This window comes from Actinoplanes sp. NPDC023936 (assembly GCF_040639325.1).
GTDB lineage: Bacteria > Actinomycetota > Actinomycetes > Mycobacteriales > Micromonosporaceae > Actinoplanes.
In genome coordinates this window covers 171,610-188,105 of record NZ_JBEZZR010000006.1, presented here as the reverse complement: position 1 = coordinate 188,105, position 16,496 = coordinate 171,610, and the positions used below count along the sequence as shown (strand labels likewise).

The 16,496-nt window shown below is 71.6% G+C and carries 18 protein-coding genes and 1 pseudogene; 17 read left to right on the top strand and 2 right to left on the bottom strand.

The window, feature by feature from the left end; all coding sequences use genetic code 11:
• Positions 1–38 precede the first annotated feature (38 nt).
• The 3 genes from AB0F72_RS11235 to AB0F72_RS11225 are packed head-to-tail and all read left to right on the top strand — an operon-like array spanning position 39 to position 3,359.
• On the top strand, positions 39–776 hold the full coding sequence (locus tag AB0F72_RS11235; RefSeq protein WP_360428853.1) for a hypothetical protein: 738 nt from the start codon (positions 39–41) through the stop codon (positions 774–776).
• A complete protein-coding gene (locus tag AB0F72_RS11230; protein WP_360428851.1) occupies positions 773–1,732 on the top strand; it encodes a nucleoside triphosphate pyrophosphohydrolase in 960 nt (319 codons plus the stop codon). The genes AB0F72_RS11235 and AB0F72_RS11230 overlap by 4 nt, the downstream gene beginning before the upstream one ends.
• Positions 1,733–1,742: 10 nt before the next feature.
• Positions 1,743–3,359, top strand: coding sequence for a DUF885 domain-containing protein (locus AB0F72_RS11225; RefSeq protein WP_360428848.1), 1,617 nt, complete (start codon positions 1,743–1,745; stop codon positions 3,357–3,359).
• Between the two features lie 6 nt (positions 3,360–3,365).
• Here AB0F72_RS11225 and AB0F72_RS11220 read toward each other — a convergent pair whose 3' ends face one another.
• The gene (locus AB0F72_RS11220) at positions 3,366–4,031 is read right to left on the bottom strand and encodes a hypothetical protein (protein WP_360428845.1); all 666 of its coding nucleotides are present in this window, start codon (positions 4,029–4,031) and stop codon (positions 3,366–3,368) included.
• Between the two features lie 125 nt (positions 4,032–4,156).
• Positions 4,157–4,804: a hypothetical protein gene (locus AB0F72_RS11215; protein WP_360428842.1), complete on the bottom strand. Its 648-nt coding sequence runs from the start codon at positions 4,802–4,804 to the stop codon at positions 4,157–4,159.
• Positions 4,805–4,975: 171 nt separating this feature from the next.
• On the opposite strand from AB0F72_RS11215, the gene eno reads away from it, so the two are divergent.
• The 14 genes and pseudogenes from eno to AB0F72_RS11145 all read left to right on the top strand — a co-directional run bounded on the left by eno (position 4,976) and on the right by AB0F72_RS11145 (position 16,474).
• The gene (eno, locus tag AB0F72_RS11210; RefSeq protein ID WP_360428839.1) at positions 4,976–6,259 is read left to right on the top strand and encodes a phosphopyruvate hydratase; all 1,284 of its coding nucleotides are present in this window, start codon (positions 4,976–4,978) and stop codon (positions 6,257–6,259) included.
• A 99-nt stretch (positions 6,260–6,358) separates the two neighbouring features.
• On the top strand, positions 6,359–6,940 hold the full coding sequence (locus tag AB0F72_RS11205; protein WP_360428836.1) for a septum formation initiator family protein: 582 nt from the start codon (positions 6,359–6,361) through the stop codon (positions 6,938–6,940).
• Positions 6,940–7,416 (top strand): annotated as a pseudogene (locus tag AB0F72_RS11200) (DUF501 domain-containing protein); the annotation flags it as partial. The gene AB0F72_RS11205 and the pseudogene AB0F72_RS11200, both read left to right, overlap by 1 nt.
• Positions 7,417–7,574: 158 nt before the next feature.
• Entirely contained in the window at positions 7,575–8,069 is a 495-nt protein-coding gene (locus AB0F72_RS11195; RefSeq protein WP_360428833.1) for an amino-acid N-acetyltransferase, read from the top strand.
• Positions 8,066–8,989, top strand: a complete 924-nt coding sequence (locus AB0F72_RS11190) for a Ppx/GppA phosphatase family protein (protein WP_360428830.1) — start codon at positions 8,066–8,068, stop codon at positions 8,987–8,989. Before AB0F72_RS11195 ends, AB0F72_RS11190 begins: the two co-directional genes overlap by 4 nt.
• Before the next feature lie 114 nt (positions 8,990–9,103).
• On the top strand, positions 9,104–9,436 hold the full coding sequence (locus tag AB0F72_RS11185) for a PadR family transcriptional regulator (protein ID WP_360428827.1): 333 nt from the start codon (positions 9,104–9,106) through the stop codon (positions 9,434–9,436).
• Positions 9,433–10,422, top strand: a complete 990-nt coding sequence (locus AB0F72_RS11180) for a hypothetical protein (protein ID WP_360428824.1) — start codon at positions 9,433–9,435, stop codon at positions 10,420–10,422. Before AB0F72_RS11185 ends, AB0F72_RS11180 begins: the two co-directional genes overlap by 4 nt.
• Positions 10,423–10,516: 94 nt before the next feature.
• Positions 10,517–11,344, top strand: a complete 828-nt coding sequence (locus AB0F72_RS11175) for a hypothetical protein (RefSeq protein ID WP_360428821.1) — start codon at positions 10,517–10,519, stop codon at positions 11,342–11,344.
• A gap of 161 nt (positions 11,345–11,505) precedes the next feature.
• The gene (locus tag AB0F72_RS11170) at positions 11,506–12,258 is read left to right on the top strand and encodes a uracil-DNA glycosylase (RefSeq protein WP_360428818.1); all 753 of its coding nucleotides are present in this window, start codon (positions 11,506–11,508) and stop codon (positions 12,256–12,258) included.
• A gap of 64 nt (positions 12,259–12,322) precedes the next feature.
• Complete coding sequence (locus AB0F72_RS11165) at positions 12,323–13,024, top strand: DUF4129 domain-containing protein (RefSeq protein ID WP_360428816.1); 702 nt, start codon at positions 12,323–12,325, stop codon at positions 13,022–13,024.
• Positions 13,021–13,602: a hypothetical protein gene (locus AB0F72_RS11160; RefSeq protein WP_360428813.1), complete on the top strand. Its 582-nt coding sequence runs from the start codon at positions 13,021–13,023 to the stop codon at positions 13,600–13,602. The genes AB0F72_RS11165 and AB0F72_RS11160 overlap by 4 nt, the downstream gene beginning before the upstream one ends.
• A gap of 29 nt (positions 13,603–13,631) precedes the next feature.
• Positions 13,632–14,621 (top strand): MoxR family ATPase, encoded by a 990-nt coding sequence (locus AB0F72_RS11155; protein ID WP_360428810.1) that lies wholly within the window; start codon positions 13,632–13,634, stop codon positions 14,619–14,621.
• A complete protein-coding gene (locus AB0F72_RS11150) occupies positions 14,614–15,909 on the top strand; it encodes a DUF58 domain-containing protein (protein ID WP_360428808.1) in 1,296 nt (431 codons plus the stop codon). The genes AB0F72_RS11155 and AB0F72_RS11150 overlap by 8 nt, the downstream gene beginning before the upstream one ends.
• Position 15,910: 1 nt before the next feature.
• Entirely contained in the window at positions 15,911–16,474 is a 564-nt protein-coding gene (locus tag AB0F72_RS11145; RefSeq protein ID WP_360428805.1) for a hypothetical protein, read from the top strand.
• The last annotated feature ends 22 nt before the right edge of the window (positions 16,475–16,496 follow it).

The following is a 16,496-nucleotide window of genomic DNA, read 5'->3' as shown; positions in this document are numbered from 1 at the left end:
GGGTGGGCGACCTAGATCACATTGCGCGTGAGACAGTCATGACCATGCTGCGTGCCCGCCGACTCGCCTCTGCCGTTGTCGTCGCGTCCCTGGCCGTGGGTGGGCTCTCCGCCTGCCGCTCCCAGCCGGCCGTCGCCGTCTACATCGGAAACAGTGGTCACATCACCGAGCAACAGGTACAGCGGATCTGGGACGAGACCGAGGACGTGCTGGTGAAGGCCGCGAACGGCCAGCCGGTGCGGATGCCGATCGCCCGCGCCGACATCGTCGGGCTGCTGCTCACCCACGAGCTCTACGGCCGGGTGGCCGGCGAGCGCGGGGTGACGGTGCCCGGCGCGATGCCGTACGACGAGGTCGCCCAGCAGATCGGGCTGCCCGCGACGGCCGAGCTGACCCGGGTCTACACCGAGAACGTGCTGACCCGGCAGTACCTGCTGGAGAACGCCGGGACCCGGACAGCCGCCCAGCCGAGCGACGCGGACCTGCGCAACGTCTACCAGCGGTTCGCCGACAACGAGGTGGACATGCCGGCCTTCGCCGAGTTCGCGGCCGGCCTGCAGCCCGCCGAGAAGCAGGAGCTGCAGAGCGCCTTCGCGTTGCGCGACGAGATCGAGGGCGTGGTCGACCAGCTCGACGTCGAGATCAGCCCACGGTACGAGAACATCGAGCTGGGGCTGGCCACCTACACCGACCGCACCACCGGGCGCTCGTTCGCGCTGGTCAGCGTGCCGTTCGGTGAGCCGGGCGCGGAGCCGCTGGTGGTGGACGTCGCTTGAGCCGCCGGATCATCCTGCTCGTCACGTCGCCGCGGCTGCCGGCCGGGCTGCTCACCGCCGAGGCGTGGGACGCGCTCCGGGCGTTCCCGGTCTTCGCCGCCGCCGAGAGCGAGCAGGCCGCCGCGCTGCGGACCGCCGGCGTGGCGGTGACCGTGCTCGACACCGACGCCCAGGGCCTGCTCGACGCGATCGGGGATCGGCCGGCCGCCGTCTGGCTCGCCGGTCCCGGCGGGGACCAGGCGTTCGCCCGGCAGCTCGGGCTGCGGCTGGCCCGTGAGCCGCAGCTGGCCGAGCTCGAGCTGATGTACGGCTCCTGGGACCCGCCCGGCGCCCGGCTGCTCGACGCGGTCACCGTGATGGACCGGCTGGTCTCACCCGGCGGCGACCCGTGGAAGCGGGCGCAGACGCATCAGACGCTCGCCCCCTACCTGCTGGAGGAGAGCTACGAGGCGTACGACGCGATCGTCTCGGGCGACCTGGCGGCGTTGCGTGAGGAGCTCGGTGACGTGCTGCTGCAGGTGGTGCTGCACGCGCGGCTCGCCGAGGAGCAGCCGGACGGCCACGGGTGGAACATCGACGACGTGGCCGGTGCGCTGGTCGAGAAGATGGTGCGGCGCAACCCGCACGTGTTCGCCGGCGAGCAGGTCCGGGACATCGAGGAGATCACCGCCAACTGGGAGCGGATCAAGCAGGCGGAGAAGGAACGGGAGTCCGTCCTGGACGGGATCGCGCTGAGTCAGCCGGCGCTCTCGCTCGCGGCCAAGATTCTCCATCGGGTACGGCGGAGCGGCATGACCGTACCCCTGCCGGAAGCTCTTGATCTCGGGTCTTCGCTGTTGAACGTGGTCGCCGAGGCACGCGAAGCGGGCCTGGACCCGGAGGCCGAGCTGCGGAAAGCGGCTCTCGCCTACGCCGACGCCGTGCGTGCGGCGGAAAATGTCAGTCCCGCCGAGTAACTTTCTCGGCATGGCTGAGTTCGTGCCGCTCGCCGAGCGCATCGTCGACGCTCTCCTGGAGAGCGACCCCGCAACCGCGACCTACGCGGGTGACCATCGTTTCGACGACCGCCTGCCCGACCTGTCCGGGTCCGGGGTGGCCGGTCGTGTCGCCATGCTGCGCGACGCCGGTGACGCGCTCAGCGGCGTCGATCCCGACGGGCTCGGCCCGGAGGACCAGGTCGACCACGCGATCCTGACCGCCCTGGTGGAGCGGGGAGCGTTCGAGCTGACCGAGGTCCGCGAGCACGAGTGGAACCCGCTGGAGCACAATCCGGGCCCGCTGCTGCACGCGTTGCTGGCCCGCCCGTTCGCGCCCGCCGAGGAGCGTCTGACCAGCCTCGCCGGGCGGCTCGCCGCGATTCCCGACGCGCTCGCCACGGCCCGCGCGGTGCTGCGCGACGTGCCGCGCATCCACGCCGAGACCGCGGCCGGCCAGTTCGCCGGCACGGCCGCGCTGATCCGTGACGAGGTGCCCGGCCTGCTCGCCGAGGAGCCCGGGATGGACCACGTGGTGCGCCCCGCGGCCGGCGCCGCGCTGGCCGCGCTCGGCGAGTTCGACGGCTGGCTGCGCGGCCTGCTCGACACCGGCGAGCCGGGCCGTGACCCGCGCCTGGGCCGCCGCCTCTGGGAGGCGCGTCTCTGGCACACCCTCGACACCGAGCTCTCCGCGTCCGAGGTGCTCTCCCGGGCCCGGGCCAGCCTCGACCAGGCGGGCGAGGAGCTGCGGGTGGCCTCCGCCGAGCTGGTCGGCGGCCCGGCCACCGACGAGACGGTCCGCCGCGCGCTCGACGCGCTCGCCGCGGAGCACCCCGACGACAACAGCATCGTCGGGCTGGCCAAGGTGACGATGGACGAGGCGATCGCGTTCGTCCGGGAGCACGACGTGGTGTCGCTCGTCGACGACCCGTGCGTGATCGAGGAGATGCCGGAGTTCGCCCGCGGCGTCGCGGTGGCCTACTGCGATCCGCCCGGCCCGCTCGAGACGGCCGACGTGCCGACGTTCTACTGCATCGCCCCGGCCCCGGCGGACTGGCCGGCCGAGCGGGTGCGCAGCTTCTACCGGGAGTACAACAACCATCTGATCCGGAACCTGACGGTGCACGAGGCGATGCCAGGGCACTTTCTGCAGCTGGCGCATTCGCGCCGATTCCGGGCCGCGACGCGGGTCCGCTCGCTGGGCCTTTCCGGCCCGTTCGTCGAGGGCTGGGCGGTCTACGCGGAGGACGTGATGACCAGCCTCGGCTTCGGCGGTCTCCCGGTGAAACTGCAGCGGCTCAAGATGCGGTTGCGGACCAGCATCAACGCGATCATCGACCAGCTCGTGCACTGCGAGGACCTGTCCGAGGCCGAGGCCATGGAGCTGATGACCGGCCGCGGCTTCCAGGAGGAGGGCGAGGCGGCCGGCAAGTGGCGCCGCGCGCTGCTGACGTCGACCCAGCTCTCGACGTACTTCGTGGGTTACACCGAGGTGGCGGCCATCGCGGCGGCCCGCCCGTTCGGCGCGACGCCCCGCGCCTGGCACGACGCGATGCTGGCGCACGGCTCACCGCCCCCGCGCCACCTGCGCGCCCTGCTGGGGGTCTGACCGCCGTCACCTGTCCCGGCGGTCGATCAGTCGCGCGCCCGCCGGGATCTGGAAGGCGCCCTCTTCCGCCTCTCCGGTGTACTCGCTGAGCACCACGTCCACCTCGTCCCCGTCGAGCACCGCCCGGAAACTGGCGAGCGTGCCCTCCACCGTCACGCACACGTCGAACGACGACGCTTCGGCAGCCTCCACGCCGGCCAGTGCCAGGCAGGTGGCATGCCGGCCGGCGAGAGTGGTGTCCCGCTGGGTGGCCTCCGGATGCTCGTCGATGGCCGCCGCCTCCAGCAGCGCCACCACCTGGGCGTCGGTGACCAGGCCGGTGCCGTCCGGCAGAGCCACACCCGCGCCGGAGGCGTCGGTGGCCGTGCAGGTGTTCGCCGCGCAGCGGGTCACCGCCGCCGGCGTGCTGATCAGCCGCCCGCCGGGGAACTCGTAGGCGATCCGATCCGGCGCGAGGCTCCGGACGACCCGCGCGGTGGCGCCCCCGGCCAGCCGGTAGGTGGCGGTGTACGCCGGGCTGCCGGCCCCGGCCAGCTGTGACGCGACCTCCCGCACGAGGGCGCTGTCACTCATGCCGGACGCGCCGGCCTGACCCTGCCCGCCGCACCCGCCGAGAAATCCCAGGGCGAGGACCAGCGGCAGCGTGACGGCGGCTCTGAAGGAGGAGGGCACGAGGGACAGCCTTGCTCAGTTCATCGACGCGTCGCAATCGAGTTATCTCATAACCGACTCGAGAACCACCATTCGCGTGGCATCACAATTCGCTATTCAATTCGATTGGTGCGCCGGAAAGCGGCTCACGCCGATGCGGCCGCCCGGGCCCGGGCCATCTGCTGCCGGAGCACGTACCGGCGGATGATCTTCGCCTGTCGCTCGTCCTCCTCGAAGACGGCGACCAGCTCCACCATCAGCGGGCCGCGGGACGGCACCCGCTGGCGGATCGCGTTGACCTTCGTGGCGACCGCCGGGAACTCCACGATGTCCGCACCGAGCTGCACCCGCAGCACCATCGGCGCCCCCGGCCGAACCTCGACGTCGGTGAAGTGGGCACGCACCGAGTTCTCGCTGATGTCGTGCACCCAGCCGATCGCCTCCACCTCGCCGGGGCGGACCAGCAGAACGTTCTCACCGCCGCCGCCGCGAACGTAGTGCCGCAGCTGCTCGATCTCCGGCTCACCGATCAGCCGGATCTCGACCCGGTTCTCATCGGTGCTGGTCACGGTGCCGCGGACGGCGTACCGGCCGCGGGGTGTGCCCCCGCCGCGCAGGGTCACGGCGGCGCCCGGCGGCGGCACGTCGTCGAGGGCGAGGGAGAGCGTCACGGCCTTCTCGGCGGCCCGGACGACCCGGATGCCGGGGATCCGGGCCTCGCCGTTGTCCAATTCCAGGCGTGAGCCCTCAGCGAGGAAGGCCGAGCCCTCAAGGGGGAAGAGGTCACCAGTCATAGTGCCCAACGGTTCGGCAGCCAGGGTGCTGGTTTGAGGTAAACAGGGTGCGAAGTTGACCGGCCCCGCGAACGCCGCATTGCCCGACTCGATAGGCTCAGGGCCGTGGACGGCCCGCAGGGTCGCGGACCGAAACTGTATTCGTCCAACTGTTAGGGAGCGACACCACAAATGGCCACCATTGAAGCGATCGTCGCCCGCGAGATCCTCGATTCCCGGGGCAACCCCACCGTCGAGGTCGAGGTCGGCCTGGACGACGGCACGGTCGGCCGCGCCGCGGTGCCCTCCGGCGCCTCCACCGGCGCGTTCGAGGCGCTCGAGCTGCGTGACGGCGACAAGGGTCGTTACCTGGGCAAGGGCGTCGAGAAGGCCGTCGCGAACATCGAGGACAAGATCGCGGACGAGCTGATCGGTTACGAGGCGAGCGAGCAGCGCCTGATCGACCAGAAGATGCTCGACCTGGACGGCACCGACACCAAGTCGGAGCTGGGCGCCAACGCGATCCTCGGCGTCTCGCTCGCCGTCGCGAAGGCCGCCGCGCTCTCCGCCGAGCTGCCGCTGTTCCGCTACGTCGGCGGCCCGAACGCCGCTGTCCTGCCGGTGCCGATGATGAACATCGTCAACGGTGGCGCCCACGCCGACTCGAACGTCGACGTGCAGGAATTCATGATCGCCCCGATCGGCGCGCCGACCTTCCGCGAGGCGCTGCGGACCGGCGCCGAGGTCTACCACGCGCTCAAGAGCGTGCTGAAGAAGAAGGGCCTCTCGACCGGCCTGGGCGACGAGGGCGGCTTCGCGCCGAACCTGCCGGCCAACGCCGCCGCGCTGGACCTGATCGCCGAGGCCGTCCAGGCCGCCGGCTTCAACCTGGGCACCGACATCGTCCTGGCCATGGACGTCGCCGCGACCGAGTTCTACAAGGACGGGTCGTACGTCTTCGAGGGCACCCCGAAGTCGACCGACGAGATGATCGCCTACTACGCGAAGCTCGCCGCCGACTACCCGATCGTCTCGATCGAGGACCCGCTGTCCGAGGACGACTGGGCCGGCTGGAGCGCGATGACCGCCGAGCTCGGCACCAAGCTCCAGATCGTCGGCGACGACCTGTTCGTCACCAACCCGCAGCGCATCGCCCGCGGCATCGCCGAGAGCGCCGGCAACGCGGTGCTGGTCAAGGTGAACCAGATCGGTTCGCTCACCGAGACCCTGGACGCCGTCGACATGGCGCACCGGGCCGGCTTCAAGACCATGATGTCGCACCGCTCCGGCGAGACCGAGGACACCACCATCGCCGACCTGGCGGTGGCGGTCGGCAGCGGCCAGATCAAGACCGGCGCCCCGGCCCGTTCGGACCGCGTCGCGAAGTACAACCAGCTCCTGCGCATCGAGGAGCAGCTGGAGACCGCCGCCCGGTACGCCGGTGCGGGCGCGTTCCCGCGTTACCGCGTCGGCTGACGAACCGGCGACAGATCATGGAGTTGTGGCGCCCGGTTCGACCGACGTAGGTTCGTTCCGGGCGCCACGAATCCGGACGGGGCGAGCGGGGAGGCAGTAATGACGCAGCGTCGCCTGCCGAGCGGGCAGGGCCCGGCCCGCCGTCCCAGTGCCGCTCGGCGGTCTCCCTCGTCCAGCACGCGGGCCACGACCAGCACGAAAGCCAGGACGCGTAACACCGGGCCGGTCCGGGCGCCGTCGTCACGGCGTACCTCGGGCAGTGAAAGCGGCGAAGCCGCCAAGCGCACCCACGCACCCCGCCCGCGCGCGCTGACCGGCCGGGCCACCATCCTGATCGCGGTGTTCGTCGCTCTCGCGCTCGCCTACACCTACCCGCTGCGGGTCTACCTCGAGCAGGAGACGCAGATCGCGCAGATGGAGAACGACCAGGCGAAACAGCGTGCCGAGATCGCTGAGACCGCCAAGGAGCTGGAGAAGTGGCAGGACGACGAGTACCTGCGCATCCAGGCCCGGGAGAAATACTTCTACGTCCGTCCCGGTGAGACGCCGCTGCTCGTTTACTACGATGCGGCGGGCGCCGCTCGCGACGCCGACGAGAAAGCGCCGGCGGCCGCTCCGGACCGCTGGTACGACACGCTGTGGAGCAGCGTCCAAGCCGCGAATGCGGAGCCCGCGAACTGATGTCTGAAGCACCAACCCCCGCCGATCTCGAGATCGTCGCGGCCCAGCTGGGCCGTCCCCCGCGCGGCACCCGCGCGATCGCGCACCGCTGCCCGTGCGGCAACCCGGACGTGGTGGAGACCGCGCCCCGCCTCGACGACGGCACGCCGTTCCCCACGCTCTTCTACCTGACCTGTCCGCACGCCACCGCCGCGTGCAGCCGCCTGGAGTCGGCCGGCGTGATGCGGGACATGCAGGAACGCCTCAGCACCGACCCGGAGCTGGCGAAGCGGTACCGGGCGGCGCACGAGGACTACCTGGAACGGCGGACCGCCATCGAGGACGTCCCGGAGATCGCGCACGTCTCCGCCGGCGGGATGCCCGACCGGGTGAAGTGCCTGCACGTCCACCTCGGGCACGCGCTGGCGGCCGGGCCGGGCGTGAACCCGTTCGGCGACGAGGTGCGGGACGCGATCGGGCCGTACTGGTCCGGCGGATCCTGCACGCTTTCCAAGATCGCCCCTGCGGAATCTTCCAAGATCGCCGCCGCCGAGTCTTCCAAGATCGCCGCCGCCGAGTCTTCCAAGATCGCTCCGTCCGAGTCTTCCAAGATCGCTCCGTCCGAGCCTTCCAAGATCGCTCTCGCCGGGCCGGCATGATCGTCAGGCGCGCCCGCACCGGTGACGTCAAGGCCATCCGGGCCCTGGTGGACGCCTACACCAGCGACCGGCGGCTGCTGAGCAAGGCGACCGTCACGCTCTACGAGTCGGTGCAGGAATTCTGGGTCGCCGCCGACGAGGACGACACGATCGTCGGCTGCGGCGCCCTGCACGTCATGTGGGAGGACCTCGCCGAGATCCGCACTGTCGCGGTCGACCCCTCGCGCCGCGGCCAGAAGATCGGCCACAAGATCGTCACCGCGCTGCTCGACCAGGCCCGCGAACTGGGCGTCCGCCGCGTCTTCTGCCTGACCTTCGAGACCCGCTTCTTCGGCTCCTTCGGGTTCACCGAGATCGACGGGGCGCCGGTGCCGCACTCGGTCTACGAGCAGCTGCTGCGCTCCTACGACGAGGGTGTCGCGGAGTTCCTCGATCTGGAGCGGGTCAAGCCCAACACGTTGGGAAACAAGAGGATGTTGTTGCACCTATGAGAGTGGCTGCCATCGACTGCGGGACGAACGCGATTCGCCTGCTGATCGCCGACGTTTCCGGGTCCGGGTCCGACGTGCGCCTCGTCGACGTCGCCCGCCGGATGGAGATCGTCCGGCTGGGGGAGGGCGTCGACCGTACCGGCCTGCTCGCCCCCGCCGCGATCGAGCGCACCCGCAAGGCGCTGCTCGGCTACGCCGCCGAGATCGCCGAACTGGGCGTGACCCGGGTGCGCATGTGCGCCACCTCGGCCACCCGCGACGCCGGAAACGCGCACGAGTTCCGCGACATGGTCCGCGGTGTCCTCGGCATCGATCCGGAAGTGATCACCGGCGAGGAGGAGGCGACGCTCTCCTTCCTCGGCGCGGTGCAGGGCCTCGACGTGCCGGGCCCCTACCTCGTCTTCGACCTGGGCGGCGGCTCCACCGAGTTCGTCACCGGCACGACCGGCGTCGAACACGCCATCTCGATGGACATCGGCTGCGTCCGGATGACCGAACGCCACCTGCACAGCGACCCGCCCACGCCCGCCGAGATCGCCGCGGCGGAGGCGGACATCACGGCGGCGGTGGACACGGCGCTCGCCGCCGTCGGGTCCTCGCAGGCCAGGACTCTGGTCGGTCTGGCGGGGACGGTCACGACCGTCGCGGCTCTCGCTCTGGACCTTCCCGGGTACGACTCCTCGCGCATCCACCACAGCCGGATCGAGGCTGCGGACGTCGCCCGGGTGACGTCCGAACTCCTCGGGATGACCGTCGCGGAGCGCCGCGCCCTGCCGGTGATGCACCCGGGCCGGGCCGATGTGATCGGCGCCGGTGCGCTGATCGAGCGGGTGATCGTGGAGCGCTCCGGCCACGCGACGGTGATCGCCTCGGAACACGACATCCTCGACGGCATAGCCTTCGGCCTAGCCGCCCCCTGACCACCGTCCCACCCACCGCACGCGCGCCGTCCCGCGCCGCGCCGTCCCGCGCCGCTGGGGGAGTGCGTATCTCGCTGTTGACGGTACTTCGCATTGCGCAGTAGTGTGCTCCGCGTGGATCCGACCCAGCTGCTCAAAGGCGTGCTAGACCTGGCCGTCCTGGCCGTCCTGAAAGACGAGGACGGCTACGGCTACGACATCCTGCGACGTCTCCGTGCCGCCGGTCTCGAAGATGTCGGTGACGCCTCGGTCTACGGCACGCTGCGCCGCCTCTTCGGCAGCGGCCTGCTGAACAGCTATGTGGTGCCCAGTGACGAGGGCCCGCACCGGAAGTACTACGCCCTCAACGCGGCCGGCCGTGCGGAATTGCAGCGGTCCGGCAAGATCTGGCAGGGCTTCGCATCGATCATGGACGATCTGCTTCGCGAGCGACGGGGGACGGCGTGAACCTGACGGCACAGGACGAGATCGGCGGCTACGTGGAGGAGGTTCGGCAGGCGCTCGGGGGTCTGCCGGCCGCAGCCCGCGACGAGCTGCTGGAGGATCTTCCCGAGCATCTCGCCGAGGTGCTCGCGGAGGGCGGTGGCACGCTGACCGAGCGGCTCGGCTCGCCGTCGGCCTACGCCGCTGAGCTGATCGCGAGCGCGGGCATCGACACCGGCGTCGCGGATCCGGCGAGTTCCGGGGGCGGCCTGCGGGGGCAGATGCGCGATCTGCGGGACCGCGCCGGCGCGGCGACGCGGCGGGCCGACGTCCGGGTCGGGCCCCTGCTGGGGTACGGGAAAGCGAGCGACTTCCTCGTGCTGCTGCGCCCCGCCTGGTGGGTGCTGCGGGGCTACCTGGCAGCGATGGCTCTCGCCTACATGTTCGACGGCAACCAGCGGCTCGGGTTGTTGCCCCGGCTCGGTGGCGATGACCTGGCCGCCGTGCTGTTGCTCGCGGCGACAGTGGCCGGTTCGATCTGGCTGGGCCGTCGCGGCGAGCCGGCCGCGCGGATGCCTCGCCTGCTGCTCCGCGGCGGTACCGCAGCCCTGGTGATCTTCGCGGTGGTGGGGTTCTTCGAGCTGGACTCGGCGTCCCGGCGGGACGGCTCCATGAGCGTCGACAGCGTCGACTACGTGAGCCAGTACAGCGACGTCCAGGACGTCTTCGTCTACGACGGCAACGGCAAACTGGTCGAGAACGCGCAGCTCTACGACCAGTGGGGCAACCCGATCCAGTTCGGTGAGCCGGGCTGCATCGACGCGGCGACCGGCAACTGGAGCGCGAGCCGTTCCCGGGGCTACCCGTACTGCCCGGACCAGGCGCCGTTCCGGAACGGGAGCGGCGTGCCCACGCCGGAGCCGAGTTTCCCGCAGGGACCGTCGCCGACGGAACCGGCGGCGTCACCCTCCGCACCGGGTGTCGTCAATGCCTCACCCAGTCGTGAATAAGACCTGGTAACGGGGTCGCGCCGGGGCAACGGCGGTCGCTATTCTCAGCCGCCGGCGACCGATTTTCCGGTCGTGCCCCGCGAGAGGAAGACCCATGACAGACCCGGTTGTGCCGACCCCGCCCGGCGGCGCCTACCCGCCTCCTTCCGGTGGCGGCTACCCGCCCGCGGGTCACCCGCAGCAGCAGCCGGGTTACGGCCAGCCGCAGCCGGGTTACGGGCAGCCGCAGCCGGGCGGCATCCCCCAGCAGGGCGGTTACCCCCAGCAGGCGGGTTACCCCCAGCAGCCGGGTTATCCGCAGCAGGGCGGCGGCTACCCCCAGCAGCCGGGCTACCCGCAGCAGGGCGGTCAGCCCCAGGGCTACCCGCAGCAGGGTGGCTACCCGCAGCAGGCCGCTCCCGCCTACGGCCAGCCGGCCGCACCGGGCTACCCGCAGCAGGGCGGCTACCCCGAGCAGGGCGGTTTCCCGCAACAGGGCGGTTTCCCGCAGCAGGGCGGCTTCGGCGAGCCCGGCACGGGTGACGCTCCCGCGTTCCCGCCGGCTCCCGAGCCGGAAAAGAAGAAGGGCAAGAAGGCCCTCGGCATCCTCGGCGTCATCGCCGTCTTCCTGATCATCGCGGTGATCAAGGGTGGCCTCGGCGCGCTGCTGTCGAAGGACCCGACCGCCGAGGCCAAGGTCGGCGACTGCATCTCGGTCGGTGACGACCTCGGCGAGCAGGCGACCGACGTGAAAGCCAAGATCGTCGACTGTTCCTCCGCGGACGCCAAGTTCACCGTCCTCGGCCGGGTGGAGAAGGTCACCGACGTGAACAGCACGGCGTGCGACAAGACCTTCGAGGAGAAGCTGTCCGCGGGCGGCGAGGGCGCCGTGATCGCCAGCGACGAGGGCGACGGCTACCTGCTCTGCCTGAAGGCGAACTGACCGGCGCGCTGACACCACCGGCGGCCGGTAAGGCCAACGGCGACCGGTAATGCCAACGGCGACCGGTAATGCCAACGGCGAACCGCCACCGCCGACGAACGAAACGAGGGAAGCGCCGCCCCGGGTGCACACCGCTCAGCCCCGAATGTTGTGCTGATCGGATGCTCCCGTCCGGCGCTTCCCCGCGTACCCCCGAAGCAGTTGAAGCGAAAGCGGCCTCGGCCGCGTCACTCAGCGTGCTCGACGCCGAGATCGCGGACTGTTTCGCCTGTCCGAGACTGGTCAGCTGGCGGACCGAGGTCGCGGTGACCAAGCGGGCCGCTTTCCGGGACCAGACCTATTGGGGGCGGCCGATTCCGGGCTTCGGCCCCGCGGACGCCGAGATCGCGATCCTGGGTCTCGCGCCGGCCGCACACGGCGGTAACCGCACCGGGCGGATCTTCACCGGTGACCGTTCGGGGGACGTGCTCTTCGCCGCGCTGCACCGCGCCGGCCTGGCGAACCAGCCGACGAGCGTCTCCATCGACGACGGTCTCCAGTTGCGGAACACCCGGATCTTCGCGGCGGTCCGCTGCGCCCCGCCGGACAACAAACCGACGCCGCAGGAGCGCGACACGTGCGCGCCCTGGCTCCGTCGCGAGCTGGAACTGATCAGACCCACACTGCGGGTGGTGGTCGCTCTGGGTGCGTTCGCCTGGGCCGCGTGGTGGCCGGCCCTCCGCAGCGTGTACGGCCTGCGCCCGCCCGTCCCCCGCCCCAAATTCGGGCACGGCGCCGAGGTGATCCTCCCCGGCGCGCCGGATCTTCTCGGCTGTTTCCACGTCAGCCAGCAGAACACGTTCACCGGCCGGCTGACCCCCGCGATGCTCGACGAGGTGTTCGCCCGTGCGAAGGCTCGTGCGGGCCTGGCATGATTCGTGCTCTGACGAAGTTCACCTGAGCCGCAAACCTCCCTGAGCCACGGATCTGAGCCCCCGCATGGACCTCACCGCACTGCGCCGATGGTGGCCGCTGGCCGCCGTCGTCTCACTGCTTTTCGTGATCTCGCTGGCCGCAACCCGTTCCGCGCCTCAGCTGGATCACATCACGCCCGACGCGACGCCGACCACTACCGCACCGCCGCTGCTGCCACCCCGGACCGAGCCGGCCGCCGAGCCGAGCGCTTCTCCGGAGGCCGTGCCCGAGGCGGCCCGCGGCCTGCCCGGCTGGGCCGGTGACGCGGCGCTCGCGGTGCTCGGCTTCGTGGTGGTGTGCATGGTGGTGCTGCTCTCCTGGGCGCTGGCGCACGACTATCTGAAACGGCGTGGCCGGCGCACCGGGCGGCTCGGTTCCCGCCGCCAGCCGCGGACCGCCGAGGATCTGGTGGCGGCGCTCGACGCGGGTCTGGAGGAGCTCTCCGACACCGACCGCGACCCGCGCCGCGCGGTGATCGCCTGCTGGGTGCGGCTGGAGGACGCGGCCGCCGCGGCCGGCACGCCCCGGCATCCCGGTGACAGCCCCACCGACCTGGTCGGACGGCTGCTCGCCGAGCAGCGGGTGGACGCCCAGGTGCTGGCGGCGCTGCTGGAGGTGTACCGCGAGGCGCGCTATGCCACGCACACCGTGGACGATCAGATGCGCCAGCAGGCGAGGTCCGCTCTGGAGCGTCTCCGTGCCGACCTGGGCGGGGTGTCGGTGTGAGCATCGACGGGGGACTGGACGATCTCTTCGGCGCGAGTTACGAGCCGCCCGGGGACGAGGCCGCGCCGGCCGCGAAGAAGCCCCGCTCGCGGATTCCCCGGCTGATCGGCGAGGCCGCGGCCGTCGTCCTGGCCACCGTGGTGATCGTGGCCGGTCTGCGGGCCGGCGGGGTCGGCGTCCCGCTGCTGCTGATCGTCGCCGCCCTGCTCGGCCTGCGCCTGGTGGTGCACGCCACGTCGGTCGTCGCGCCACCACCCGCGCCGAAGCTGCGCTCCAAGATCGGCAAGAATGCCCCGGCCACCGCGGACTCGTTGCGCTTCGCTGTCAAACGCTGGGAGCGCAACCTGGAGCAGGCCCACTCGGACCCGGATCTGTATGCGCGTAACGTTCTGCCGGTGCTCGCCGAGCTCACCGACGAACGTCTGCGGCTGCGGCACGGCATCACCCGGGCGAGCGACCCGCGCCGCGCCCGGGAGTTGCTCGGTGAGCCGTTGTGGACGGCGCTGGACGCGCCGGGGCGTCACGGGCTCCGCGGACGTGACGTCGAGACTTTGTTAGACGCTCTTGAACGACTCTGAGATGGAACGACTGTGAGAAAGGTGGGCCGGTGACGCAGGCTCTTCCCCCGTACGAGGTCGAGCGGCTGGCCGGAGCGGTCCTCGACTCGGTCGGCACCGTGGTGGTCGGCAAACGGGAATCGCTCGAGCTGGTGCTCGCCGGCATCCTCGCGGGCGGGCACGTGCTGCTGGAGGATCTGCCAGGACTCGGCAAGACACTGACCGCGCGGTGCTTCGCGCAGTCGCTCGGGCTCGATTTCCGCCGCCTGCAGTTCACTCCCGACCTGCTGCCGGCCGACGTCACCGGCTCGTTCCTGTACGACCAGCGCAAGGGCGACTTCGCGTTCCGGGCCGGCCCGGTCTTCACCAACATGCTGCTCGCCGACGAGATCAACCGGACGCCGCCGAAGACCCAGTCCGCCCTGCTCGAGGCGATGCAGGAGAAGCAGGTCTCGGTCGAGGGCGTGACCTACCGGCTGGACCCGCCGTTCCACGTGCTCGCGACCGCCAACCCGATCGAGTACGAGGGGACGTACCCGCTGCCCGAGGCGCAGCTGGACCGGTTCCTGCTCCGGGTGTCGTTCGGCTATCCGACCGCCGAGGAGGAGTGGGACGTGCTGCGCCGCCGGATGTCCCGGCGGCAGGAGGAGTCCTCCCTCACCCCGGTGGTGGACGCGCCCACCCTGCAGCTGATGCAGGCCGCCTGCGAGTCGGTCGCGGTCGAGGACTCGATCGGGCGCTACATCGTCGCGCTCACCTCGGCGACCCGCGAGCACGGCGCGGTGCTGGTCGGCTCGTCGCCGCGTGGCTCGCTCGCGCTGCTGCTGCTGGCCCGGGCCCGGGCCGCGATGGCCGGCCGGGACTACGTGGTGCCGGAGGACGTGAAGGACGTGGCGGTGCCGGCGCTCGCGCACCGGATCACGCTGCGCCCGGAGATGTGGCTGCGCCAGGTGAACCCGTCGTTCGTGGTTCAGGAGGTGCTCACCGCTGTGCCGGCGCCGGCCAGCGGGGCGCTCCCGACGTACGCGCGGCATGACTGAGCCGACTGCCGGAGTCTGGGTGCCGACCCGGGCACTCGGGCGGACGGTGCTGCTCACCGGTCTGCTCCTGCTGCTCGGGGTGGCGCTCGGCCGCGTCGACCTGGTGCTGCTCGCGGCGCCGTTCGCGATCGGCGCGGCGATCAACCTGCACCGCCGGCCGAAAGCCGTGCCGGAGGTGACGATCACCGCCGACGAGGAGCACATCGTCGAGGGCGGCGAGGTCGAGGCCGGGATCACCGTGGCGAACCCGGACGTGATCGGTTACGACCTGGTGGTGGTCCGGACGCGTACCTCGCCGTGGCTGCGGCTGCGGCACGCCGACCGGCCGTTCGCGATCACCGTGCCGTCGGACGGCTGGGCCGCGATCGACCTGCCCGGCGAGGCGCTGCGCTGGGGGCGGCAGGACGTGGGCCCGGCCGCCGCCCGGGCCGCGGCCTGCGGTGGTCTGCTCGCCTGCCGCCCGATCGTCACGCCGGCCCGCGGGGTGCGGGTCTACCCGGTCACCGAGCCGTTCAACGCGACCGAGGCGATGCCGGCCGCGGCCGGTCTGGTCGGCGCGCACCGGTCCCGGCGGCCGGGCGAGGGCGGCGAGCTGGCCGGTGTGCGGCAGTTCGCGCCCGGTGACCGGTTGCGCCGCATCGACTGGCGGGTCTCGCTGCGGACCCGTGACCTGCACGTCGCGTACACGCTGTCGGACCGGGACGCGGAGGTGCTGCTCCTGCTCGACGTCCTCGGCGAGGTGGGCCTGGCCGGTGGCGTGCGCGGCAGCTCGTCGGTCCTGGACACCACGGTCCGGGCGGCGGCCGCGATCGCCGAGCACTACCTGCACCGGGGCGACCGGGTCTCGCTGCTGGAGTACGGCGCGTCCGGGCGGCGGCTGCGCGCCGCGTCCGGCCGCCGGCAGTACCTCACGGTGCTGGAATGGCTGCTCGACGTGCGCGCCGACCCGGTCGAGGAAAGCTTCGTGGTCCCGCACCACATCTCCTCGTCCGCGCTGGTGGTGGTGCTCACCCCGCTCGTCGACCCGCGAGCCGCCGACATGCTCGCCCAGCTCACCCAGTCCGGCCGCTACACCGTGGCGGTCGACACGCTGCCGACGGACGCCGCCCCGCCGGTGCGCAACCAGTGGACGCCCGCGGCCAGCCGGCTCTGGCGGATCGAGCGGGAGAACGTGCTCGGCAGGTTGCGTGAGCACGGCGTACCGGTGGTGACGTGGGCCGGCGCCGGCAGCCTCGACCTGGTGCTGCGCGACGTGGCCCGGATGGCATCCGCGCCGAGGGGACGCTGACATGTTGTCTTCGATCACGGCACGAGCGGGCCACCTCCGGAAGGTGCTGAGCCGGGCCACCGCCGTACCCATCATGATCCGTTTTTCGGTGTGGCTGACCGGCCTGCTGGCCCTCGGTGTCGCCTGGCCCGCGCCGCTGCTCGCCAGCCGGTACCTCGGGCTGCTCGCCCTGCTCGCGCTCTGGCCCGCGCTCGCGCCGGCCGGGCGTGGCGGCACCGCCGTGGCGCTCACCGCGGTGGGTGGCTGGCTGCTGGACACGGCCGGCTTCGACGCCCGGGTCGCGCTGTGGCGGGTGCTGGCGCTGGCCGCGCTGCTCTATCTGGCGCACACGCTGACCGCGCTGGCCGCCGTGCTGCCGATCGACTCGATCGTGAACCTGGACGTCCCGGGTGTCTGGCTGGGCCGTGCCGGGGTGGTCATTCTGATCTCCTCGGTCCTCACCGTCCTGGCCCTCGGCCTCACCGCCGACCTGGGTGGAAGCGCTTTCCAGGTGGCCACCCTGGTGGGGCTCGCCGGAGCGACGGCTGTGACGGTTCTCCTAGCACGTATGGCCCGTCGCGAGTGAATTCTGTTAGTTACGACACTTG

Bases quoted from the DNA above. Each gene is read 5' to 3' on its own strand.
- AB0F72_RS11235 (WP_360428853.1), top strand. From the start codon at position 39: ATGACCATGCTGCGTGCCCGCCGACTCGCCTCTGCCGTTGTCGTCGCG.
- AB0F72_RS11225 (WP_360428848.1), top strand. From the start codon at position 1,743: ATGGCTGAGTTCGTGCCGCTCGCCGAGCGCATCGTCGACGCTCTCCTG.
- AB0F72_RS11215 (WP_360428842.1), bottom strand. From the start codon at position 4,804: ATGACTGGTGACCTCTTCCCCCTTGAGGGCTCGGCCTTCCTCGCTGAG.
- eno (WP_360428839.1), top strand. From the start codon at position 4,976: ATGGCCACCATTGAAGCGATCGTCGCCCGCGAGATCCTCGATTCCCGG.
- AB0F72_RS11205 (WP_360428836.1), top strand. From the start codon at position 6,359: ATGACGCAGCGTCGCCTGCCGAGCGGGCAGGGCCCGGCCCGCCGTCCC.
- AB0F72_RS11195 (WP_360428833.1), top strand. From the start codon at position 7,575: ATGATCGTCAGGCGCGCCCGCACCGGTGACGTCAAGGCCATCCGGGCC.
- AB0F72_RS11190 (WP_360428830.1), top strand. From the start codon at position 8,066: ATGAGAGTGGCTGCCATCGACTGCGGGACGAACGCGATTCGCCTGCTG.
- AB0F72_RS11175 (WP_360428821.1), top strand. From the start codon at position 10,517: ATGACAGACCCGGTTGTGCCGACCCCGCCCGGCGGCGCCTACCCGCCT.
- AB0F72_RS11170 (WP_360428818.1), top strand. From the start codon at position 11,506: ATGCTCCCGTCCGGCGCTTCCCCGCGTACCCCCGAAGCAGTTGAAGCG.
- AB0F72_RS11165 (WP_360428816.1), top strand. From the start codon at position 12,323: ATGGACCTCACCGCACTGCGCCGATGGTGGCCGCTGGCCGCCGTCGTC.
- AB0F72_RS11150 (WP_360428808.1), top strand. From the start codon at position 14,614: ATGACTGAGCCGACTGCCGGAGTCTGGGTGCCGACCCGGGCACTCGGG.
- AB0F72_RS11145 (WP_360428805.1), top strand. From the start codon at position 15,911: ATGTTGTCTTCGATCACGGCACGAGCGGGCCACCTCCGGAAGGTGCTG.